This window comes from Bacillus sp. MAG717A, assembly GCF_036884855.1.
Lineage (GTDB): Bacteria > Bacillota > Bacilli > Bacillales > Bacillaceae > Bacillus > Bacillus safensis.
Genome location: NZ_CP145733.1, coordinates 2,386,754 through 2,408,728, shown reverse-complemented (window position 1 = coordinate 2,408,728; position 21,975 = coordinate 2,386,754). Strand labels below are relative to the sequence as shown.

At 41.5% G+C, this 21,975-nt stretch carries 28 protein-coding genes; 13 read left to right on the top strand and 15 right to left on the bottom strand.

The genetic code is table 11. The annotated features are described in order from the left end of the window. The first annotated feature begins 11 nt into the window (after positions 1 to 11). Positions 12 to 782: an ABC transporter ATP-binding protein gene (locus tag V6Z54_RS12410; protein ID WP_073978702.1), complete on the top strand. Its 771-nt coding sequence runs from the start codon at positions 12 to 14 to the stop codon at positions 780 to 782. Then, the gene (locus V6Z54_RS12405; RefSeq protein ID WP_338527373.1) at positions 769 to 1,563 is read left to right on the top strand and encodes an ABC transporter permease; all 795 of its coding nucleotides are present in this window, start codon (positions 769 to 771) and stop codon (positions 1,561 to 1,563) included. The genes V6Z54_RS12410 and V6Z54_RS12405 overlap by 14 nt, the downstream gene beginning before the upstream one ends. 32 nt (positions 1,564 to 1,595) lie before the next feature. On the opposite strand, the gene ytkD is transcribed toward V6Z54_RS12405, so the two are convergent. Beyond that, positions 1,596 to 2,072, bottom strand: coding sequence for an RNA deprotection pyrophosphohydrolase (ytkD, locus tag V6Z54_RS12400; protein ID WP_269103142.1), 477 nt, complete (start codon positions 2,070 to 2,072; stop codon positions 1,596 to 1,598). A 248-nt stretch (positions 2,073 to 2,320) separates the two neighbouring features. Here ytkD and V6Z54_RS12395 point away from each other — a divergent pair, with 248 nt between their 5' ends. Beyond that, positions 2,321 to 2,932: a TerD family protein gene (locus tag V6Z54_RS12395; protein WP_052468239.1), complete on the top strand. Its 612-nt coding sequence runs from the start codon at positions 2,321 to 2,323 to the stop codon at positions 2,930 to 2,932. A gap of 22 nt (positions 2,933 to 2,954) precedes the next feature. After that, complete coding sequence (locus tag V6Z54_RS12390; protein ID WP_041086788.1) at positions 2,955 to 3,740, top strand: AIM24 family protein; 786 nt, start codon at positions 2,955 to 2,957, stop codon at positions 3,738 to 3,740. 28 nt (positions 3,741 to 3,768) lie between these two features. On the opposite strand, the gene V6Z54_RS12385 is transcribed toward V6Z54_RS12390, so the two are convergent. The 4 genes from V6Z54_RS12385 to V6Z54_RS12370 form a co-directional block, all read right to left on the bottom strand. Then, a complete protein-coding gene (locus V6Z54_RS12385) occupies positions 3,769 to 4,077 on the bottom strand; it encodes a hypothetical protein (RefSeq protein WP_024425787.1) in 309 nt (102 codons plus the stop codon). Between the two features lie 43 nt (positions 4,078 to 4,120). Beyond that, the gene (locus tag V6Z54_RS12380) at positions 4,121 to 4,525 is read right to left on the bottom strand and encodes a phage holin family protein (RefSeq protein WP_041086792.1); all 405 of its coding nucleotides are present in this window, start codon (positions 4,523 to 4,525) and stop codon (positions 4,121 to 4,123) included. 135 nt (positions 4,526 to 4,660) lie between these two features. Then, positions 4,661 to 4,852, bottom strand: coding sequence for a hypothetical protein (locus V6Z54_RS12375; RefSeq protein ID WP_024424925.1), 192 nt, complete (start codon positions 4,850 to 4,852; stop codon positions 4,661 to 4,663). Positions 4,853 to 4,978: 126 nt separating this feature from the next. After that, the gene (locus V6Z54_RS12370) at positions 4,979 to 5,416 is read right to left on the bottom strand and encodes a Dps family protein (RefSeq protein WP_041086794.1); all 438 of its coding nucleotides are present in this window, start codon (positions 5,414 to 5,416) and stop codon (positions 4,979 to 4,981) included. Between the two features lie 131 nt (positions 5,417 to 5,547). Between V6Z54_RS12370 and ytzI the strand changes: the two genes are divergently transcribed. Continuing rightward, positions 5,548 to 5,694 (top strand): YtzI protein, encoded by a 147-nt coding sequence (gene ytzI, locus V6Z54_RS12365; protein WP_041086796.1) that lies wholly within the window; start codon positions 5,548 to 5,550, stop codon positions 5,692 to 5,694. 8 nt (positions 5,695 to 5,702) lie between these two features. Here ytzI and V6Z54_RS12360 read toward each other — a convergent pair whose 3' ends face one another. Together V6Z54_RS12360 and V6Z54_RS12355 are read right to left on the bottom strand one after the other, a co-directional pair. Then, positions 5,703 to 6,137 carry a FixH family protein gene (locus V6Z54_RS12360; protein WP_338527372.1) on the bottom strand — a complete coding sequence of 145 codons (435 nt, stop codon included), beginning with the start codon at positions 6,135 to 6,137 and terminating at the stop codon, positions 5,703 to 5,705. 118 nt (positions 6,138 to 6,255) lie between these two features. Next, positions 6,256 to 6,729, bottom strand: coding sequence for an S-ribosylhomocysteine lyase (locus tag V6Z54_RS12355; protein ID WP_003217624.1), 474 nt, complete (start codon positions 6,727 to 6,729; stop codon positions 6,256 to 6,258). 126 nt (positions 6,730 to 6,855) lie between these two features. Between V6Z54_RS12355 and yidD the strand changes: the two genes are divergently transcribed. After that, positions 6,856 to 7,080, top strand: a complete 225-nt coding sequence (gene yidD / locus V6Z54_RS12350) for a membrane protein insertion efficiency factor YidD (RefSeq protein WP_041086801.1) — start codon at positions 6,856 to 6,858, stop codon at positions 7,078 to 7,080. A gap of 1 nt (position 7,081) precedes the next feature. On the opposite strand, the gene V6Z54_RS12345 is transcribed toward yidD, so the two are convergent. Next, positions 7,082 to 7,648, bottom strand: a complete 567-nt coding sequence (locus V6Z54_RS12345) for a carbonic anhydrase (RefSeq protein ID WP_024424929.1) — start codon at positions 7,646 to 7,648, stop codon at positions 7,082 to 7,084. A 214-nt stretch (positions 7,649 to 7,862) separates the two neighbouring features. On the opposite strand from V6Z54_RS12345, the gene V6Z54_RS12340 reads away from it, so the two are divergent. Next, the gene (locus tag V6Z54_RS12340; RefSeq protein WP_041086804.1) at positions 7,863 to 8,852 is read left to right on the top strand and encodes a zinc ABC transporter substrate-binding protein; all 990 of its coding nucleotides are present in this window, start codon (positions 7,863 to 7,865) and stop codon (positions 8,850 to 8,852) included. A 77-nt stretch (positions 8,853 to 8,929) separates the two neighbouring features. Here the strand turns inward: V6Z54_RS12340 and V6Z54_RS12335 are convergent, their stop codons facing one another. Next, a complete protein-coding gene (locus V6Z54_RS12335; protein WP_041086807.1) occupies positions 8,930 to 9,172 on the bottom strand; it encodes a type B 50S ribosomal protein L31 in 243 nt (80 codons plus the stop codon). Positions 9,173 to 9,348: 176 nt separating this feature from the next. Between V6Z54_RS12335 and V6Z54_RS12330 the strand changes: the two genes are divergently transcribed. From V6Z54_RS12330 to V6Z54_RS12315, 4 genes are all read left to right on the top strand, one after another. Next, positions 9,349 to 10,680 carry a cytochrome ubiquinol oxidase subunit I gene (locus V6Z54_RS12330; protein WP_041086809.1) on the top strand — a complete coding sequence of 444 codons (1,332 nt, stop codon included), beginning with the start codon at positions 9,349 to 9,351 and terminating at the stop codon, positions 10,678 to 10,680. Between the two features lie 22 nt (positions 10,681 to 10,702). Further along, positions 10,703 to 11,749: a cytochrome d ubiquinol oxidase subunit II gene (locus V6Z54_RS12325; RefSeq protein ID WP_169510868.1), complete on the top strand. Its 1,047-nt coding sequence runs from the start codon at positions 10,703 to 10,705 to the stop codon at positions 11,747 to 11,749. Between the two features lie 68 nt (positions 11,750 to 11,817). Beyond that, positions 11,818 to 11,976: a DUF1540 domain-containing protein gene (locus V6Z54_RS12320; RefSeq protein WP_008360682.1), complete on the top strand. Its 159-nt coding sequence runs from the start codon at positions 11,818 to 11,820 to the stop codon at positions 11,974 to 11,976. A gap of 25 nt (positions 11,977 to 12,001) precedes the next feature. Beyond that, positions 12,002 to 12,193: a hypothetical protein gene (locus tag V6Z54_RS12315; RefSeq protein ID WP_041086813.1), complete on the top strand. Its 192-nt coding sequence runs from the start codon at positions 12,002 to 12,004 to the stop codon at positions 12,191 to 12,193. Between the two features lie 106 nt (positions 12,194 to 12,299). On the opposite strand, the gene menC is transcribed toward V6Z54_RS12315, so the two are convergent. The 6 genes from menC to V6Z54_RS12285 all read right to left on the bottom strand — a co-directional run bounded on the left by menC (position 12,300) and on the right by V6Z54_RS12285 (position 19,741). Then, complete coding sequence (menC, locus tag V6Z54_RS12310; RefSeq protein WP_041086815.1) at positions 12,300 to 13,424, bottom strand: o-succinylbenzoate synthase; 1,125 nt, start codon at positions 13,422 to 13,424, stop codon at positions 12,300 to 12,302. Continuing rightward, a complete protein-coding gene (locus V6Z54_RS12305; RefSeq protein ID WP_338527371.1) occupies positions 13,411 to 14,871 on the bottom strand; it encodes an o-succinylbenzoate--CoA ligase in 1,461 nt (486 codons plus the stop codon). The genes menC and V6Z54_RS12305 overlap by 14 nt, the downstream gene beginning before the upstream one ends. A 71-nt stretch (positions 14,872 to 14,942) precedes the next feature. Then, on the bottom strand, positions 14,943 to 15,761 hold the full coding sequence (gene menB, locus V6Z54_RS12300) for a 1,4-dihydroxy-2-naphthoyl-CoA synthase (protein WP_039180914.1): 819 nt from the start codon (positions 15,759 to 15,761) through the stop codon (positions 14,943 to 14,945). Between the two features lie 14 nt (positions 15,762 to 15,775). Then, positions 15,776 to 16,603 (bottom strand): 2-succinyl-6-hydroxy-2,4-cyclohexadiene-1-carboxylate synthase, encoded by an 828-nt coding sequence (gene menH, locus V6Z54_RS12295; protein ID WP_075611807.1) that lies wholly within the window; start codon positions 16,601 to 16,603, stop codon positions 15,776 to 15,778. Beyond that, a complete protein-coding gene (gene menD, locus V6Z54_RS12290; protein WP_075611808.1) occupies positions 16,585 to 18,330 on the bottom strand; it encodes a 2-succinyl-5-enolpyruvyl-6-hydroxy-3-cyclohexene-1-carboxylic-acid synthase in 1,746 nt (581 codons plus the stop codon). Before menD ends, menH begins: the two co-directional genes overlap by 19 nt. Beyond that, positions 18,323 to 19,741 (bottom strand): isochorismate synthase, encoded by a 1,419-nt coding sequence (locus V6Z54_RS12285; RefSeq protein ID WP_075611809.1) that lies wholly within the window; start codon positions 19,739 to 19,741, stop codon positions 18,323 to 18,325. The genes menD and V6Z54_RS12285 overlap by 8 nt, the downstream gene beginning before the upstream one ends. 378 nt (positions 19,742 to 20,119) lie before the next feature. Here V6Z54_RS12285 and V6Z54_RS12280 point away from each other — a divergent pair, with 378 nt between their 5' ends. Both V6Z54_RS12280 and V6Z54_RS12275 read left to right on the top strand, forming a co-directional pair. Further along, the gene (locus tag V6Z54_RS12280; RefSeq protein ID WP_024424940.1) at positions 20,120 to 21,058 is read left to right on the top strand and encodes a 1,4-dihydroxy-2-naphthoate polyprenyltransferase; all 939 of its coding nucleotides are present in this window, start codon (positions 20,120 to 20,122) and stop codon (positions 21,056 to 21,058) included. Positions 21,059 to 21,175: 117 nt separating this feature from the next. After that, complete coding sequence (locus tag V6Z54_RS12275) at positions 21,176 to 21,910, top strand: TraR/DksA C4-type zinc finger protein (protein ID WP_073978695.1); 735 nt, start codon at positions 21,176 to 21,178, stop codon at positions 21,908 to 21,910. Positions 21,911 to 21,975 lie beyond the last annotated feature (65 nt).

Here is a 21,975-nt window from a genome sequence, read left to right as displayed (position 1 = left end):
GGAGGTAGCACATGTCTTTCCTTCAAATTGACCATGTGACCCACACGTACTTCTCTTTAAAAGAAAAAACAACGGCCATACAGCACATTAATATGGAGATAGACCAAGGTGAATTTATCTCATTTATTGGTCCCAGCGGCTGCGGGAAAACCACCCTGCTGTCTATCATTGCAGGAATAACGCCGCCCTCTGAAGGCCGCATTTTAATCGAAGGAAAAGAACCGAATCAAAAGGAGCATCAAATCGGCTACATGCTCCAGCAAGATTATTTGTTCCCTTGGAAAACCATCAAGGAAAATATCATTCTCGGGTTGAAAATTACCAAACAAGATTCACATGAAGCCACCTCCGCCGCTCTTGGCTTACTGCCTAAGCTTGGCCTTCATGATGTAGAGGAAAAATACCCGAAAGAGCTGTCAGGCGGTATGAGGCAGCGTGCGGCTCTCGCCCGAACGCTTGCAGTGAATCCCGGTCTGCTTTTACTAGACGAACCCTTTTCAGCTCTAGACTACCAAACCAAACTAACATTAGAGGATCTCGTCTTTCATACACTCAAAAACTATCAAAAAACAGCGGTCCTTGTGACACATGACATTGGCGAAGCCATTGCGATGAGTGACCGCATTTTCTTATTCTCAAAGCATCCTGGCTCGATCAAACGAATTTTTACCGTTCCAGATGATCTGAGGACTCTTTCTCCTTTCGAAGCAAGACAGACCCAGAGTTTCCAAGAGCTCTTTCAAACGATTTGGAAGGAGCTGAAAACAGTTGAAACACAGTGATCTTTTACATGAAGCCTATCGCAAAAAATACCGAATGGAAAAGCGCATGACCCGAATCTATCAGTTCATTATTTTCGCCAGCTTCTTTTCGCTTTGGGAGCTCGCCAGTCATTTTCGTCTCATCGATCCACTGATATTTAGTTCACCATCTGCGGTCTGCCAATTGTTTGTACAAAAAATATCCGATGGGTCTTTAGTGAATCATATGAGTATTACATTATTTGAAACAGTACTCGGATTTCTACTTGGTACCTTTTGCGGCATTTTGCTTGCTGCCGCCTTATGGTGGTCCACCCGCCTGGCAAAAGTTCTTGATCCTTATTTAGTCATTTTAAATGCCATGCCAAAAGTTGCCCTCGCCCCGATTTTAATTGTTGCCCTTGGGCCTGGCATGATCAGCATCGTTGCCATGGGCGCAATCATTAGTGTGATCATTACGACGATCGTCATTTATACAGCCTTTCAAGAGGTCGATGAGAATTATTTAAAGGTGATGAAAACCTTTGGTTCGAAAAAAAGCGTCGTCTTTCGCGAGGTCATTTTGCCAGCTAGTATTCCAACGATGATTTCTGCGATCAAAGTCAATGTCGGCCTTTCTTGGGTTGGGGTTATTGTAGGGGAATTTCTTGTTTCCTCAAAAGGGCTCGGCTACATGATCATTTACGGCTTTCAAGTCTTCAACTTTACACTCGTGTTCTTAAGTCTTTTCATTATTGCCGTGTTTGCGACTATCATGTACCAGCTTGTGGAATGGCTCGAACGCCGTTTTCTTCAAAAATAAAAAAGCACAGGGAATGTCTCCCTGCGCTTTTTTTAACGAATCAAACCGTTTTTTTCTAAATAAGCAAGACTTTGTCTTAACACATCATCTTTCATAATAAAACTGAAGTTCTTATTTTTTGCGATGGATCTCGGCAAGTCTGCGAAAAGAACCGGTCCTTTCGTTTCAAAATATGTTTCTTGCTTCACTAGCTTTTCAATTTCAGCGAAATAAATATTCTTGACGATGACCTTTTCTCTGCCCAGCACCTGATATTGGCCAATATACGTTAATTCACGAACAACAGCACCCGTCTCTTCTTGAATCTCCCGTATAGCGGCTTGGTCTGCTTCTTCATCCGGCTCAACTTTCCCTCCTGGAAACTCATAGCCCCGATCCTCATGTTCAGTGAGCAGCCATTTCCCTTGGTAACGGCAGATGGCCCAAACATGCTTAGGATGACTTGAAAAAGGCTTCTCCTCAAAAGAGAGTTTGACCGTATTATGATAATAGTCTTTAAATACATGCATGTGAAATCCCTCATATCCTGTCCTTGCTTCTTGTAAAACATCATACCACAGATCACATTTATCTGAAGAATTTTTATCAAAAGTGAAACAAACGAGTGGTTCCAACTCGTCTGTATCTAAAATGAGGTATTGTTGCTAAAACCTTTTTATCATCTCCAACTTCACCCAATTTTAATCATGAAACCTTTTATCCCTATATGACGTAAATGAATCAGTGTTTGTCCTATGACAACGAGGAGGAAATCAGCATGAGTATAAAAAATGGGTCAAAACAAGACGCACCCCATGAGGTGATCAAGAAACACCTCGTGAAAGGGCAAAAGTTAGATTTAACAAAAGAAAATCCAGCGGTCGACCAAATTCATATCGGGCTTGGCTGGGACCTGGCTGGTCAGCCAATTGATTTAGATACGCAAGTGTTTCTTTTAAATGAAGAAGACAAACTGTTGTCTCCTAAGCATCTGATCTATTATCACCAGCAGCAAAGCTTAGACGGAGCTGTTCGTCATCTTGGTGATCATCAATTTGGCGGAGGGTATCGAGACAATGAAATGATTATTATGCAATTAAGCAGAGTCTCACCTGATATTCATAAAATTGTCGTCACAGCCACAATACATGATGCACACGAACGCCAGCATCATTTTGGACAAGTCACTAATGCCTATGTGCGCCTTACTGATCAAATCTCTCAGCAAGAGATTTGTACCTTTCAGTTAACAGAAGATTATTCGTATTGTACGTCCATTATATGCGCAGAACTCACGAGAGATCAGGAGGAATGGAAGATCACTGCAACCGGGCAAGGGACTACTCTAGATTTACATGATTTATGCCGCATCTATGGATTCACATCTTGACGCAGGAAAGGAGCCGGCACCCATGGGATTTCATTTCGTCACAATAGAAGAACTTACCTTACAAGCAGAAGGCAGCGGAATCTTTTTTGCCAAAAAGGGCGCAATGATTGCCGATCAAGGAAGTTTCCAATACCGCAAGCGATTACTTGGAACGAATAAAGGAAATATGGTCAGCCAAGTATTTAACCATATCAGCAGGAAATTCACAGGTGAAAACCTTGAGATGATGGAAGTGAGTGGACAAGGTACTTGCTATCTGGCTGATTCAAGCGAGCATGTAACAGTAATTAATCTTGAGCCAAGCGGTCCTTGGCAGCATGTAAGTGTAGAAAGTGAAGATTTACTTGCCTTTACTGAGGAATGCCATTACGGTGTCACACCAGTAGGCGTTGGTATTTTATCGCAGAAAGGACTGTTTACATCAAAACTCTCTTATCAAGGGCACGGAGCGCAGGTCGCCATCAAAACGAATGGAAATCCGCTCATTTTAAAAGCCCCCTGCCGCGTAGACCCTGACGCAATTGTCGCTTGGACGGGCAGAGCACCGAAGGTCAAATTAGATGTGAACTGGAAAACTTTCATTGGACAAACATCTGGTGAATCCTATTTATTTGAGTTCCAAGAACAAGACCAAATTGTTATTATTCAGCCATCTGAGCGCACATCTGGGTTACGGGTTGGCTTAGATGATAATCGCTACAAGCCTCAGAGCCAGAGCTCCTCTCATGAATTCACCAATTCACAGCAAGAAAATAGAGGCGGTGGGATCACTGATCTGATCGGAGGCATTTTACAACCGCGAAAATAAAGCATGTAGAGAATCTCTACATGCTTTTTCAATTCATCAAACCATTTGTCTCAATAAAGCTCCTTGTCTCTTCATTGCCGAGCTCATAAATCATTGTGTAAATCTCTTTTCTTTTTCTATCCATTTCATCATTTGGACTATCATAATGATATTCAAGAAACGGAACATGTGCCCGAAAGAAGCCTTTCCAATCTGTCATATACTGTTCATCGAAATAGTCTCTCAGCTGCAAAATTTGATCATCATCTGCTTCTATTTGAAATTGCCAAGCCGCTGCATCTCTATGCTGCGATATCGATCCATCTTGTACGGATACATAGTATGTGTGTCTCGCCATCTGAATCATCCTTTTTTCTTTAGTATGACCAGATATGAGGAAATTACGGCTTTTTGCGCAATTTATTTTTCAACATGTCCAATACATCAATAAACAACTGTGGAATGGGAACTCCAAGGGCTCTGGCTGTCGAGACGATTTGGTAAGATTCATAAATAATATAAAAGATGATCGCTAAATCCTTAATCGCCCCATTTGTCTTCAGCATGACATCAAAGAAATGTGCCATCGATATTAAGGAGACTGTCACAATCTTTCGAACAAGCCGCGTAAAAAACCGCTTCATTGTGAGCTGTCCAGTCAAAGATTCTCTTAGGCTTGCACAAATTAATTCAATAGCCATCAACGTCACTAAAATCATCAGTAAATATCCTGCTCCACCAAACAGAAAGCCCATCGCTGACAAACTCACTGTAACCAACGAAAAGATGCCTAAATCCTTGCTCACTTGGCATCAACATCCTTTCAAAGTGGAACTCCTTACCTCAATAGTATATGCCGGATTTTCACAATAGCTTGGACGACAAAAAATAAAGGCGCTGTCTTTTGACAAGAAAAAGCCGCCTTGCGCGGCGGCTACTTCCTAGACCCTAACATCAATAAAGCTTGCATCTGAATCCTTTGGCTGAACAGCTTGAGGCTGCTGCTGCACTTGATCCAGCATCACCATGGCCTGTGCTGTATTCGTAGCAAGCTGTGAATTCAACAAACTAATATTGAGTGTCTTTTGAATGCTCGCTACTTGCTGACTCATCATTCCTGCAATAGAAGACATCTTCTTCCCTCCCTTCTCTTTTCTCTTCGGCTGAAAGCCCTATGATTTCAATGGGCTGTCTGTCCCGATTCCAATAAAAAAGAATGTCGGTCTATTTATGACCGACATTCTTTTCCCATACGTGTATTATCCTAAATATGCTTTAAGCATCCAGTTGTGTTTTTCAATGGATTGATGAATCGCAAGCAGCATATCACCTGTTGTTTCATCGCCAACCTCTGCAGCCAGGTCCATTCCTTGCTTTAATTCCTCTGCGATATTGGAGAAATCATCATATAAATTTTTCACCATTTGCTCTGCTGATTCATTGCCTTCTGCTTCTTGAATGCTGGAAATTTCTAAGCACTCTTTCATTGTCGCAACAGGCTGTCCATTTAAAGCAAGCATACGCTCAGCCAAATCATCAATATATGTAGCTGTTTCTGTATATAGTTCCTCAAATTTCTCATGAAGTGTAAAGAAATCTTTCCCCTTTACATACCAATGATAGTTATGTAATTTCACGTAAAGCACAGTCCAATCAGCTACTTGTTTATTGACGACGTTTAATAATTTTTCAGACATGTTTATTCCTCCTTATGTAATTGCGTTTAGTATGAGAATACCCTTTTCTTATTATACTGAAACCTGCCGTCAATTTCTTCTATTTTGACTGCATGAAATATATGTTAATATGGAAATAAGGAGGGAGTTAGATGCTGTTACTTGGGATTATCAGCTTTATCATTATCTCAATCGTTGTCTTTTTATCATTGTGGACGACAGCGAAGGCTTATGAATATAAGCATAAAGTCGATTCACCACAGGATGCAGAACCAAATCAACGTCCTAATCCAAAATAAATCCGCTTTTAATGATGTGAGGTTTCTTCTTCAGTAGACGAACTCTCTTTTTTCACCTCACCTACGTGGATGTTCGTTTTCGGCATATTATGCTGCTGTTTAGCTGTCACATGGACTTGTATGATATAAAGGCCATCTTTATTGAAGGCTGTGTGCAATTCGTATACACCTTTGTTTTCTTTCTTTGGCTGAATCATTTTGCTGTTATCCTTGTCGCCATCTTTCCACACTTCAAATTGAACATCATCTGCATCATCAACAGGCGTATCACCGTATGTGACAGCTGCTTTTACTATAACGCTTTCATTTTTCTCCACTTGCTCAGGCCCTGTAAGCTTTACTTCTAATAGCTCAGGCACTTCCCCTTTTCCGCTATTTGCTACAGAGTTTCCGCATGCACTTAATAACGTGAGCATCAGAATCATTCCCAACATTTTTCGCATCTTGCGTTTCCCCCTTCTTTTACTGACATGTCCATTTTAACAAATATCCCCTATTTTGACATCACTGATCGAATTCAATAAAAAAACCGGACATCTAAATGTCCGGTTCATCGTTCGATTAACCAAATACTTTTAAAAGCTCTTCTTGATCCTGAGAAAGCCAGAAACGCATTAAACGTTTTGCCCCTTCAAGATCATGAAGCTTCGCTTGGCCGCATTGCTCTTCGTTTGCAGCAGGAATTTCTGTTACTTCAACTGCATCCTTGAATGTTGCATCAAGAAGTTCAACGATTTCTTTTGGAGTTGGTGCACCACTGACAACTAAATAGTAGCCTGTCTGGCAGCCCATTGGAGAAATATCGATGATATCAAAATGATCATATTTCTCTGAGTGTGTTCTAATATTAAACGCAAGCAAATGCTCTAATGTATGAATCGTATCAGGTTTCATCGCCTGCTTGTTCGGCTGACAAAAACGAATATCGAATTTATTTACTTCCCCATCTGATCCCACTTTATGAACGCCACAATGACGAACGTATGGCGCTTTTACAGCATTATGATCAAGTTCAAAGCTTTCAACTGAAGGCATAATCACCACTCCTATAATTGCAATTTCCTATATTATAACATATTTCTCCGACCAGTTTAGTTTATAAAACTTTCCTTCCTTGTCCTTTTTTCTTATACTGTGGAAGACAGACAAGGAGGAACCTCTATGAAACAAATTTTTATCGGGATTATACGATTTTATCAAAAATGTATTTCCCCTCTGACACCGCCAAGCTGCCGGTTTTATCCAACATGCTCAAACTATGGACTTGAGGCGATCAAAACGCATGGCGCGATCAAGGGCGGCTGGCTGACCATAAAGCGGATTTTGAAATGTCATCCGTTTCACCCCGGCGGCATCGATCCTGTTCCGCCTAAAAAGGAAAAGTAACTTACTTTTCTTCATATCCGTTGACAACTAAGTCAAGCTTCCCTGTTCCAGGATCGATGACAAGCCCATGTACAGGTACATCTGATGGAAGAAGCGGGTGATTTTTTACTACAGACACACTGTCCTTCACGCTCTCTTCAACTGAACTAAAGCTTTTGAGCCACTGTTTAAAATCAATTCCTGAGTATTCCAGTACTTCAATACGCTTTTCTGGAATACCACGCTCAACGGCTTTATTTAAAAGTGTCTGGCTATCAATTTTGCTCATCCCGCAATCATGATGCCCAATGACATATACCTCGTCAGCATTTAATTCGTAAACAGCAACTAAAATGCTTCGCATAATACTTCCAAATGGATGAGAAACAAGCGCCCCAGCACTTTTGACAATCTTAATATCGCCATTTTTCATGTTCATGGCACGCGGAAGCAGTTCAACAAGTCTTGTATCCATACACGATAGAATGACAGCTTTTTTCTGTGGAAACTTTGTTGTTGTAAATTCTTCGTATTTCTTTTCTTCAATAAATTGTTGATTATATTCGATGATTTCATCTAAAAGTTTCATACGTTTGTCCATTCCTTTATCTTTTTTTAAAAATAAATATAGCACAATGTAAGAAATTTCGTCACGTTTTGCAGCTTATTTTTTTAAAGGAAACATCTGCTGACGAAAATTTTTTATTTTCCTCTTTTCAAATCGTAATTATTACGATACAATAACTCAGGACATTAAATCGTAATCATTTCTATCTATTAGATTGAGAGGAGACATTTTCTACATGAAAAAAATCTTTTTTATTTTAACAGCTGCTCTATTCGCGATCGGCCTTGCCGCTTGCTCAAGCAGTGCGGGCACTAATGCTTCAAAAGGAAAGACAGACGGGAAACTAATCATTTACACCACGATCTTTCCAATCCAAGATTTCACTGAAAAAATTGGCGGCTCTCACGTTCATGCTCAAAGCGTGTATCCTGCCAACGCAGATGCACACAGCTTTGAACCAAGTTCGAAAACGATGGTTGAAATGGCTGAAGGTGATGCCTTTATCTATAGCGGCACAGGGGCTGAAGCATTCGCAGACAAAACTGCTGCCACATTAAAAGACCAAGGTGTGAAAACAGTCAAAGCAGCCGAAGGCATCAAATTGTTATCGACAAATGAAGAACATGCACATGAAGAAGGTGAAGATCATGACCATGAAGGTGAAGACCACGACCATGATCATGACGGGCACGATCACGGAGATAAAGATCCTCATGCATGGTTAGACCCAGTTTATGCGCAGCAAATGGCGAAAAACATTAAAGACACACTCGTCTCATTAGATCCAGATCATAAAGAAGAATACACAAAAAACTATGAAAATCTGAAAAAAGATTTACAATCCCTAGATCAAGAATTCAAAACAACGTTATCTAAAGCTAAACATAAAGAAATTCTTGTTTCTCACGCAGCTTATGGTTATTGGGAAAAGCGCTATGGAATTGAGCAAATCAGTGTTTTAGGATTATCTGCTTCCGAAGAGCCATCACAAAAGCAGCTCGAAAACATTGTACAAAAAGCAGAAAAGCATCACATTCAATACGTTATTTTTGAAAACAACGTCAGCAGCAAAGTATCAGATACGATCCGCAGTGAAATTGGGGCAAAAAGCTTAACCCTTAAAAATCTAGAATCCATTACCGAAGATGATGCCAAAAATGGCGAAAGCTACATCAGCTTAATGAAACAAAACTTAAAGACATTAAACACCGCTTTAAATGATTAATGTTTTGAACCCCGGGCTTTATCAGCCGGGGTTTTTTGCTGTAAAAAAGCACACCGTTATCAGGCGTGCTTTTTTGATTACATTTGATATTTTTTCTTAAACAGCTCGGCTCTTCCGCCTTTTTCTCCGAATTTTTGACGTCCTGTATAAAAAGGATGCGTATCAGAGCTTGTTTCTACTTTAATGACAGGATACGTTTTCCCATCTTCCCACTCTACTGTCTCATTTGATGTCTTTGTTGATCTACTCAAGAAGCGGTAACCGCTGTTTACGTCCATAAATACAACTTCATGTGAGGTTGGATGAATATCTCTTTTCAATGTCAAAACTCCTTTCGTTATCAAAACGTAATGATTACGTTTTATAATTATATTCTACTCCCTCTTATACAACTTGTCAAAAAACAAGCTTTCTTAGTCAGGAAGAATAATCTAAAAATGGTGGAGAATAATAAGCATCATGAAAAAGAGAAGCGATAAGAAAGGCGGAGAAAAAATTGACTGATCTCGTTTTAGCTAGAAGCCTGTTCGGCACAACCATGGGCTTTCATATTATTTATGCCTCGCTTGGCGTTGGCATCCCGCTAATGATTTTGTTAGCTGAACTCATCTTTCAAAAAACGAAGGACCCGCATTATGCCATCATGGCCAAGCGATGGACAAAAGCACAGGCTGTTCTGTTAGGGGTCGCCATTCCAACAGGTACTATTGCTGGTACGCAGCTTGCCCTTTTATGGCCAGGTTTTATGGAGGTTATCGGAAAAGTCATGTCACTGCCATTCCAGATTGAAATCTATGCGTTCTTTATAGAAGCATTATTTATGTCTATTTATGTGTACGCAGCGGATCGCCTATCAAATGCAATGCGCATCATTACGGTTATTTTTATCGTCATTGGTGCAGCTGCATCAGCGATTCTGATTACAAACGTACATGCTTTTGAAGGGACACCTGCTGGCTTTCAGATGGTGAATGGAGAAATCACAAATATCGAGCCTTGGAAGGCCTTTTTCAATCCAAGCTTTGCTGTGACTGCTACACATGTTGTGCTGTCTGCTTTTACAACAGGTGCTTTTGTCATTGCTTCAGTTGCAGCTTTTAAAATGCTCAAAACTAAAAAAAACGAGAAGCTCTATTCATTTCATCGAAAAGCCCTTTTTCTTGGACTCATTGTAGGAGGACTTTTCTCTTTTCTAACAGCCTTAAATGGCCACGAATCCGCTCAGCTTCTGTATGAATATCAGCCTGAAAAGCTGGCTGGAGCTGAAGGTTTATTTGAAACGCAATCACATGCGCCTCTTGCAATAGGTGGTTTTACGGATGCTGATTCGCAGGAAATTAAAGGTGCGATCGAAATTCCTTGGGCGCTTAGTTTTCTCGCAGGAAATAGCTTTGATACGGTGGTCAAAGGCTTAAATGATTTCCCCCGTGACGAGTGGCCGCCTTTATTTATACACACATTATTTAACGGCATGGTCATTATTGGATCGGTGCTCATTCTATTTGCGGTATTAGCACTGCTTTATCGTAAAATTTTAAAACGTGAAAAATTTCCGAAGTGGCTTCTTTTTCTTTACTTATTCGGCGGGCCTCTTAGTCTTTTGGCTATTGAATTTGGCTGGATCTTTGCTTGTACAGGCCGTCAGCCATGGGTCATCTATCGAATGCTCAAAACCTCCGAGGTTGTCACATCATCTGGCTCGATCGGGACACTTTTTATCCTTTTTGCCATTGTCTATCTCATCTTAGGTATAGCAACTGTTATTGTGCTGACGTACTACTTTAGAAAACATACGATTGAAGAAGACCTACGGTTAACAGAATCTTAAAAAGGGAGCGATCTTGATGCAAATGGATGTTACAACTGATGCGCTCATTGCAATCACCATCTTATGGGGGTTCGTTTTTATCTATGCAGTGATGGCATCAATGGATTTCGGCGCAGGATTTTGGTCGATGATTTATATGAATAGAGAACAAACAAAGGCAGCTAATATCGCAAATAAATATCTTTCTCCAACATGGGAAGTGACAAACGTCTTTATTGTGGCCATCGTTGTCGCATTGTTTAGCCTGTTTCCAGGTGCGACCTTTGTACTTGGTACCGTTTTATTAATACCCGGCAGCATCATCTTATTGCTTCTTGCACTGCGAAGCGGTTTTCTCGTGTTTTCTCATTCACTGCCTAAGAAATACCGAAAAGCGGTGACTTATATTTCAGGGATCAGCGGCTTTATCATTCCGTCCATCCTGATCATGGTTCTTCCAATTACCCATGGTGGATTTATCTTTCAGGAGAACAACGTCTACTCTTTAGATCTTGGACTGGTCTTTACAAGTGCAAATGTTTATTCTTTTGTCGGCTTTGCCATCTTCAGCACCCTTTTTCTTTCGTCCTTGCTTTTAGCTGATTTCTCTAATGTAGCTAATGAAGATGAAGCTTACAGCATTTATAGAAGAGGGGCGCTCATTACGGGTCCACTTTCACTCATGATGGCCTTTTTTATCATGCTGACATTACGAAGCGAGGCGAATTGGCTGTTCACAAAAATGATGCAGAACATCCCTATTCTTCTTGTATCTCTCCTAATGTTCCTGCTAGCAGGACTAGCTCTATTTTTACCAAACAGCCGTTTTAAGCATCGGAAAGGGAGACCACGCCTTGCCGTCATTGCGATTACCATTCAATATTTCTTAGCAAGCTACGTGTACGGGCGTGCTCACTTGCCTTACATGGCCTATCCAGATATTACAATCATGTCTGGATTTACAGACCCTGTCACATTTAGGGCATTATTCATCACCTATATTGTAGGTTTTATCATCTTATTTCCTGGGTTCTATTTCTTCTGGAAATTATTTATGAAGGATAAGCGCTATATTCGTCAGGAAGATTAACATGAATGGACGTGCTTCATTTCGGTTACATTATAGATGAAAGACATACTCAAAAGGAGGTCATCTGTATGAGTCAAAAAATCCTTTGTGAAGTCAATAACTGTTCCTATTGGAATGCTGGAAACCGCTGTGGTGCAGATGCAATCTATGTCGTCAGCCACACAGGAAATACGGCTGAGAAAAGCGAAGAAACGGATTGTAAAACGTTTAAACCACAAGATCTTTAAGTCTCATTAAAGGAGGCGCTTCAATTTGAAACATGATCGGCTGCTTCAAACGTTTTTTGACGAAATTCATGACGCGGATGAAGCCGCATTCCATCAAGCCGCTCACTCCTTTTTAAACCTTTGGGATTATGAATATGGACATGCAGCAAACATGCCCAATGAAATGCATCAGTATATCGGACAGCTTGCTTATGACAGCGAGCTGGTTGAAGAGTAAGAAAGAGCGGATCACCGCTCTTTCTTTTTTGTTCAGACAGGAAGGAAAAACTTTCTCTCACTTTACATAGATTCTATTTGATATGCAAAAGGTGATTCCTTCGTTTTTATCTCACAAAATCATGTTTTGTAAACACGTCGATTTTATCTGAAAACGAACGGAGCGCTTGGTAATCAACTTCCACGCCCATTCCTGGCGAACGAGGCACCTCAATAAACCCATTTTCAACCTTAATTTCAGGAAAAATGATATCCTGCTCCCAAAATTTTGACGAAGCTGAAATATCACCGGGAATTGTAAATTGAGGAAGCGAAGCAAGTGCCACGTTCTGCGCTCGGGAAATACCTGTTTCAATCATCCCTCCGCACCATAGCGGAATTTGATGCTCCTTACTGAACGTATGAATTTTAAGAGCCTCTGTCAGTCCGCCAACTCGTGAAGGCTTCACATTAATAATTTGACAGCTGCCAAGCTCTACAGCTTTTCTGGCATCAGCTAAAGAACAAATACTTTCATCTAAACAAATCGGCGTTTTTAAATGCTTTTGCAAATGGCGGTGGTCCACAATATCATCTGCAGCTAGAGGCTGTTCAATCATTAATAAACGAATATCGTCGAGCTGCTTAAGCTTGCTAATATCTTTTAATTCATAAGCAGAGTTTGCATCTGCCATTAATGGCAAATCAGGAAAAGACTCTCTTATCTTTTGAAGAAGTCCAATATCTTGTCCCGGTTTAATTTTTACCTTCACCCGCTGATAGCCTTGATCAACAAATTGCTGGATTTGCTCAAGCATATCGTCAATTGGGCCTAACCCCGCCACAACACCAGATGGTATTCTATCTTTTGTGCCGCCTAATACATCGCGTAAAGACTTATTCTCACGCTTCGCATAAATATCCCAAACAGCCGCTTCAATGCCTGCTTTCGCCATCCTATTGCCTTTAAAATGATACAGACTGTCAGGTATTTCTGAAGGATGTGTAAAGGTGCGCGTCAGCACGTTCGGGATAAAGAAAGCCCTCAGCATATGATAGCAAGTCTCAATTGTTTCTTCTGTATACCACGGAGAAGAAAAGGCAGATACCTCTCCCCATCCAGTCAATCCTGTTTGATCTTTTACTTCAACAATAATAAACTCACGCTCTGAAATGGTTCCAAGACTTGTTGTAAATGGTTGTTTAAGCTTCATCGTGACATGATATAAAATTACTCGTTCAATTTGAATCATTTGAAAACCCCTTTGATCTGAGTCTGTGCCTTTGCAATTTATTTGATGCATTTCTTGGCAGCTCGTTCACAAAGTGAAAAGCGGTGGGCCATTTATATTTGGCTAAATGCGACTCACATAAAGCATAGAGCTCATTTTCCGGTATCTTATCATCTGTTACAAGGAAAGCTGCAGGTACCTCTCCCCATCTATCATCATACATACCCGTTACTCCGGCTTCCTTTACATGCGGATGTGTTAACAGAACCGCTTCAATTTCCGCAGGATAAATATTTTCTCCGCCAGAAATAATTAAATCTGAACGGCGGTCAAGCACAAATAAGAACCCCTCCTCATCCACATAGCCAATATCACCCGTTTTCAGCCAGCCCTCATCAAAGGCAGCCGCGGTCGCTTCTTCACGGTAAAGGTATCCTTTCATCACATTTGCACCTTTCACCATAATTTCGCCATGCTCAAAAGGACGGCAAATGCGATCACCATCTAGAATTTTCAGCTCACAACCAAAAAGAGGTTTTCCTGCTGACCCAAGCTTCTCTACACTAAATTCAGGTGCAAGCGTCACAATTTGTGAACAGGTTTCCGTCATACCGTACGATTGAAAGACAGGAAAGCCCTTCTCTTTGCTTTCTTGGAGCATCGCATAAGGCGCAGGTCCTCCGCCTAATAAAAGACAACGCAAAGAAGACGGACATTCTTCTAGTCTGCTTAATAAACGAGCTAACATCGTCTGCACAACAGAAATCATCGTCACACGATGCCGTTCAATAGAATCCTTTACTTCATCGACGTCAAACTTCTGATGAAGCACGACTGTCATTCCATATATTACAGACTTAAATAAGGCAGATAAGCCGCTAATATGAAAAAGAGGCAGGGCAATGAGCCAGCGGTCATCCTCTCTGAGACCCAAATTCAATGCAGAGGAAACAGCACTATGAAAATGATTGCCAAACGTTTGCTCTACCCCTTTTGGACGTCCTGTTGTCCCAGATGTGTACATGATGGTCGCTGTTTCATTCAAATCAATTCCGCTCTCGATTGTCTTTTCATGGCCTTTCTCTGGTTGAGGTAAAGTTTCCATTGTATAAACGGGTAAATCACCCTCATGATCGCTTGCATAACTAGATTCTGTTAATAACGCCACTGCTTTTGCATCTTCTAGCTGATAGAGCCTTTCAGCTTTTGTCAGCTTATTATTCAATAGCACGATTTTTACCCCTAATAAAAAACAGGCATGTACAAGCAGCACCATATGAGGATGATTGTTCATCAAAAGCGCAACCGTTTCCCCTTTTTTCAATGATGCCTGTGCAAGTCTATTTGAAAGCTCGTCCGCTTCTTGAGCTAATTCGTGAAATGTCCACTCTGTCTCTTGATAAATAAGTGCAACTCGATCTGGCGTTAAATAGGCACGGTGCAGCAGCCAATTAGGTTGCTTCATCATGACACCTCCTTTTCGTAAAAGAAAACAGCTTAGTCTGATGCACTAAGCTGTTGTTCATTGATATCATTGAATCAAGGGAAACGCGGGAACTGGCCGAAGTCCGGCTTGCGTTTTTCCTTAAAGGAATCGCGTCCTTCTTTTGCTTCATCTGTTGTGTAATAAAGAAGTGTCGCATCTCCTGCAAATTGCTGAATTCCAGCTAATCCATCCGTATCTGCGTTAAATGCAGCCTTCAAGAATCGTAAAGCAGTCGGGCTCTTTTCTAGCATCTCCTCACACCACTTCACTGTTTCCTCTTCAAGCTGATCTAATGGGACAACTGTGTTAACAAGTCCCATATCAAGCGCTTCTTGTGCATTGTATTGACGGCATAAGTACCAGATTTCTCTCGCTTTCTTATGACCAACAATACGTGCAAGATAGCCTGAACCGTAACCGGCATCAAAGCTGCCTACTTTTGGACCTGTTTGTCCAAAAATCGCATTATCTGCTGCAATTGTCAGATCACATACTATGTGGAGAACGTGTCCGCCTCCGATTGCATAACCTGCAACCATTGCAACAACTGGCTTTGGAATGACACGAATCAAACGCTGTAAGTCTAAAACATTTAGACGTGGAATTTGATCGTCTCCTACATAACCGCCATGGCCGCGGACTTTTTGGTCTCCACCAGAACAGAATGCTTTTCCGCCAGCACCTGCAAGTACGATCACACCAACTTCTGAATTATCACGAGCTCGTGAAAATGCATCGATTAATTCACTAACAGTCTTTGGGGTAAACGCGTTATGTACGTGTGGACGATTAATCGTAATCTTTGCGATCCCATTATACGTTTCATATAAAATTTCGTCATACTGACGCTCAGTTTGCCATTCAATAGCCATCAATATTTCCTCCTCTAATCTTGCGCTAAAATAAACTCACTTACTATTTTACCAAAAAAATGTGGTTGTTCCACATGAACTGTATGCCCGGTATGCTCTGCCAATATGAATTGACTTTCCTTCAGCTCCTGCTGCATACGTTTGCCGATATGGCAGAACTTTTCATCAAGCGTTCCGCAAATAAGCAAAACAGGCAAATGAATATGCTTTAATGCCTTCCAAACAGACGGCTGTGAACCTGTTCCGATGCCTTCTAAGCTGCGAGCCAGCCCAAGAGGATTGGCTTTCAGTCTTCCCTCTCTCAGTTCAGTCTGCCTTTCCGCTGATAAAGTTTTCTGCGAAGCAAACAAAGGAATACTTTCCCAAAAATCCACAAACTTCACTAAGCCTTCATGCCTGATTTTTTGAGCAAGCTGATGATCCTGCTTCAGTCTTGCCATCCGCTCTTTAAAAGAGTGAAGCCCTGGAGACGTACTCTCAAGGATCAGTTTGTTGACACGATCTGGATAACGAGCGGCAAATGATAAAGCAATACGCCCTCCCATAGAATATCCGAGAATATTCACTTTGTGAAGCTTTAATTGGTTTAAAATCTCTGCAAGATCTGCCAGCTGCTGAGACATGGCATATCTTCTCACACTTTCTGGCGAGTCCGTACGCCCATGTCCGAGCAAGCTGACCTGAATCAGTCTTGTATTCTCCAAATAACCATTCAAGAACGTCCAAGACGCTGCACTTCCAGTGAAGCCGTGTAAGCATAATGTGGCATTTGCTGCCGAAGGGTTCTGATCCACCACTTCGTACGCTACCCCATCACGCATTCTTATGATGAGAGAAGGCATTCTTTTTTCACTTCTTTCAATATGTCATCCATCATATGACGATGCTTGTCTACACGGGAATGACGATCTGTTTCAACTTCAATTAAATGAAGCCCAGGTTCATCGATATGCGCCATATACACATCATGTAACTCTTGTTTCGTTGCGGGTTTCGAATAGGTTCCCCCATATAACTTCGATGCATACTCAAAATTCAGTCCTGTCGGCGTTCCAAAGAGCTTTTCATAATAAGGTTCATCAGACGCCTGCGGAAGGAAAGAAAAGATACCTCCCCCATCATTGTTTATCAAAACCACTGTCAGCGGAATGTCCATCAGCTTAGCTGCAAGCAGACCGTTCATATCATGGTAAAATGATAAATCTCCAATGACTAAAGTGACAGGCTGCTTCAAAGCTGCATACGTGCCAAGTGCTGTGGACACAACGCCGTCAATGCCATTTGCTCCGCGATTCGCCATCATTCGAAAAGGCTTGGACTGAGTTTCAAAAAAGGTATCTACATCACGAATCGGCATACTATTTCCGATAAAAAGGACACTCTCTTTTGGCAAGAGGTGCTGAAGCTGACGATATACATTCCCTTCGAAGGACAAATCCTCATCTGAATAGCGGGCTGCATTCGTTCTGAATGAAGAATTAGCATTCTGCCATCGGTTTAAGAAACTTGTCTCTTTACGTTGGACTGCTTGCTTTAATGCTGCTTCTACAAAAGCAGCCACATGACTTTCTATAACGTATGAAGCACTTAACCCAGGATCACGGAAACCTCCGGCAGCATCTACAACAATCTGCTTCACTTCCGCATGTTTTTCCAGCCACTTGAATAAAGGCTTAGATACAGGCATCGGTCCAAAACGAATGACCATATCCGGCAATAGATGCTGCTGTAATGCTTCATCTTTTAATAAAGAATCATACGCATCGATAATGAGATCTTGATTTTCATGCCCGTTGCGCAAAAGAGAAAGTGGGTCAGCTAAAATAGGTAAATGCAGGGCTTTCGAAAGGCGTAAAACTGCCTCTTTTTCTTCCTGTGTATGAAGTTCACCAGCCACAATCAATCCCTTTTTGGATTGGTTCATGACGGTTACGATTTCAGACATCACCCGATCATTAGGGAAAGCCTGACCTGATGCTAATACCTTTTTCGTATCCTCTTTTTCTCGCGAGAAAGGATCAATAGACAGATCAGGAAGCAATGGCTCTCTCAGAGGTACATTGACCTGAACAGGCCCCTTTGGCTCCTGCATCGACATGTGATTTGCTCTCGCAGCTGCCGCCTGAACATAACGCAGCATCGTTTGACTGTCCTCCGGCAATGCTAAGTCTGTGAACCATTTAACAAACTTACCGAATAAGAATTGCTGATCAATCGCTTGAGGTGCCCCAACTTCCCTCAATTCGTGCGGCCGATCAGCAGTTAAAACAATAAGAGGTACACGAGAATAATGCGCCTCTACAACGGCTGGATAAAAGTTAGCAGCTGCCGTACCTGATGTACAAATAAGCAGCACTGGTGATTGACTTGCTTTTGCAAGACCAAGCGCATAAAAAGCAGCAGACCGTTCGTCCACTAAAACATGAACATGGATGTCTTGATGAGCAAGAGCCAGCATCGCAAGCGGAGTTGAACGAGAACCAGGACAGACAACTGCCTCTTTCACACCACCTTGGACGAATTCATCCATCAATCTGCCTATATATGTTGTCATGATGTGATTATTCAATAGGATGACCTCCAAGAGCAGACAGCATTGGTCTTAACTTCACTTGTGTTTCTTCATACTCCTGCTTTGCAAGGGAATCCTCTACAATTCCGCAGCCAGCGAACAAACGAACTCGGTCTTCCTCAATAAGACCTGACCGAATGGCTACAGCAAATTCTCCATTATCCTGAGAATCAATCCAGCCTACCGGCGCTGCATACCAGCCGCGCTTGAGCGGTTCGATTTCACGAATCACTTCAACCGCCTTTTCCTTTGGATATCCGCCTAGTGCCGGCGTCGGGTGGAGCTGCTCAATTAATGAAAAGAGGGAACAGCTGCTTTTAATTTCTCCCACAATCGGTGTAAACAAATGCTGAATGTTTTTTGTTTTATAAAGACTTGGTTGATTTGGTTTATGCACATGAAGGCAATTGGCTTCAAATGCTTGCTCAATCATATTGACGACAATTTGATGTTCAATCAAATTCTTCTCATCATGCAGCAGTTCCTCACCTAATGCGTGATCCTGCGCTTCATCTTTTCCGCGAACAATGGAACCTGCTAAACAGGAGGAAAAGACCTCTCCCCCGCTTTTTTTCACTAAGCGTTCCGGCGTCGCTCCGACAAATGCTTGTCTTCCCTGTTCAACCGCAAATACATAACTCGTTGTTTGATGCTTTAATAATTCCGCTAATAGTGGAGCGAGTTCAATTTGATTTTTATAGTGAAGCAAGACTTCTCTTGCTAAAACAACCTTTTCATATTCGTTTGCACGAATGTGGTCTGTCGCTTCTTGGATCGCCTTCATCCATTCCTTCACATCCAGCTCTTCCACATGAACAAGTTCAGCTTGTCCACCAGTCCGAACTGGTAATGTCTCGAAACGTGAGGCTTTTTGTTCTAATTCCTGAATAAGCTGATGAACATTCCCGTCCACCTGCTTCCACTCATTGATCGTAAGAAAACTGCCTTCTTTTGAAACAGTCAGCATGATCGATGGCACAAAAAAATGAGCCTCGCCAAATGCTTCCCAATGACGCGCCTTCTCTTCAAACGGATCAAACGAGAATCCTCCAAATAAAAGCGGACCAACAGCCGCTTGCTTTAACTCCTTCTCATCATGAAAATGGAACATGTGCTGCTTGAGCTGTTCCCATTCTTGATGGACTATATCGAATCGTTCCTTGCCTTGCTCAGATGATTTAATGACGGCCGCTCTGCCAAGTCCAGAAAATATCATTTGGCTTTCTGGATCAGACCAAAAAAACCGCTCGCCTAAAAAATCCGCTTCGCCGCTTTGGAAAAAGGCAAGAGGATCCAGATCGTCAACTCTTCTGGAGTAGCTTATCAAAACAGCATGGTTGACGTTATTCGCTTCTTCTAATGTCGCAAGCGCTTCCTGCCGGAAAGTACTTTGCACTGTTGTCACCATGATACATTCCTCCAAAATCCATGAATTACATAAAAAATAAAAACATAATGAAAAAATACATGAACATTCGAATATGTCGAATGACCTGCTTTTCTATTATAAACCTTAACAGATGAACTTAGTAAAGAAAACAGCTTCTAAAACCTCGAATCCTTATTATATCACGCTTTCAAGATTTTTTCGCTCCTCCTTATTGAAACGAGAGCATCTAAAGCAAAATGGCAGGACCGTTCTAAAATCAAAGCTTCCTTCGATATGGCAACGATTAGCAAACATCTTTTTCCCGATTCATCGCATCAATATATTGACACCTTTTTGAACTTTGCTAAACTGGAATTTGGACGTGTACGTATTTTTTTATTTAAAGGAGTATATTTTATGCAGCATCAATCGATATCAGATCAGCTTTCACCAATAAAGCCTGATAAAAACTGGCGTATTTGGTGGAATTTACTACGACCGCATACACTAACAGCGGCATTTATTCCCGTTACTTTAGGAACTGTTTTAGCACTTCCAAGTGGTCAAATACATGTTGGGCTATTTTTAGCCATGCTGTTTGCATCTATGTTTATCCAAATCGCAACAAACATGTTTAATGAGTACTTTGATTATGTTCGCGGGCTGGACAACGAGAAATCTGTCGGCATCGGCGGAGCCATTGTAAGAAACGGTGTGAAGCCAAAGACAGTCCTCAGCCTCGCTTATGCATTATTTGCGCTTTCTTTATTACTTGGGGTCTATATTTGCATGATGTCTAGCTGGTGGATTGCACTAATAGGACTTATTTGTATGGCAGCAGGCTATTTCTATACTGGCGGCCCTGTACCAATTGCATATACACCGTTTGGAGAACTTGTTTCAGGTGCTTTTATGGGATTAGGAATCATCCTGATTAGTTTCTATATCCAAACAGGCACACTGACGTCTAAAGCAGTTCTCATCTCACTACCAATTTCTATTTTAGTTGGTGCCATCTTACTGTCGAACAATATCCGTGATTTAGACGGAGATAAGGAAAATGGACGAAGAACACTTGCCATTCTTGCTGGACGTAAAGCTGCAGTGAACATTTTACTTTCCATGTTTTTGGTATCATATGTACTCATTTTTGTTTATATCTTCACAGATATCGTCGGTCTTTGGAGTCTTCTTGTTTTACTCAGTGTGCCAAAAGCCTATACAGCCATTAAAGAGTTTAAGCAAAAAGAAAAACCGATTGAATTAATGAATGCCATGAAATCTACAGCTCAAACCAATACATTTTTTGGTTTTCTGCTGACGATCGCTTTGATCTTACAATACTATATCGCGTAACAAAGAACGCCTGCAGCCGCAGGCGTTTTTTAATAAGGAATTGCTTCAAATTGGAACTAGTCTTACATACAAAATTGCTCATACTAACAATATGTTTGATATGAAAGGATGATCGCTTTGTTGTCAAAAGACGAATTACACCATTTGAAGCAGCGCCTTCTCGATGAAAAGAAAGAACTTGAAGCCAAAAGCCATGACGATGAACAGAAAGTATCCTTTCCTTACGATTCAGTCGGAGAACTATCTGCCTATGATAACCACCCGGGTGATCAAGGGACAGAGCTGTTCGAGCGTGGGAAAGATATTGCTTTAAACAGTATGGAACATGAACATTTGCTAGACATCAATGAAGCACTTCAAGCCATTGCAGACGGCTCTTATGGACTATGCAAGGTCTGTAAAGCCCCTATTCCAAAGGAACGCTTAGAAGCCTTGCCTACTGCCGTCACATGCACAGAGCATTCAAAAGAACAGACCGTTTCACAAAACCGTCCGATTGAAGAAGATTTATTAAGTCCGCCAGCGGGACAATTTGAAAATGAAGAAAGTGCTGCGTACGATGGAGAGGATGCCTACCAAGACGTAGAACGCTACGGAAACTCTGAGACCCCGTCTGATATGGAATTCCCTCCTCTGACATACGATGATGTGTATACACAATCAGAAGATGAAGATTATGTGGAGGACTACGAAGGATTTGCAGCTGCTGATATTGAAGGAAAAGCAAGCAAGGTGTATCCGAACAAAGCACACGAGGCCTATGAAGAAGCATTAGACGAAGAAGGTGTCATGACGGTATTTGGTGACTTGAAACCGTACGAGGAAGAACCTTATACAGAAGAAAATCATTAGTCCCCTCATATTGGGGGCTTTATGTTTATATCATGTAATGATTGGGAAATCACTTTAAGAGTGAA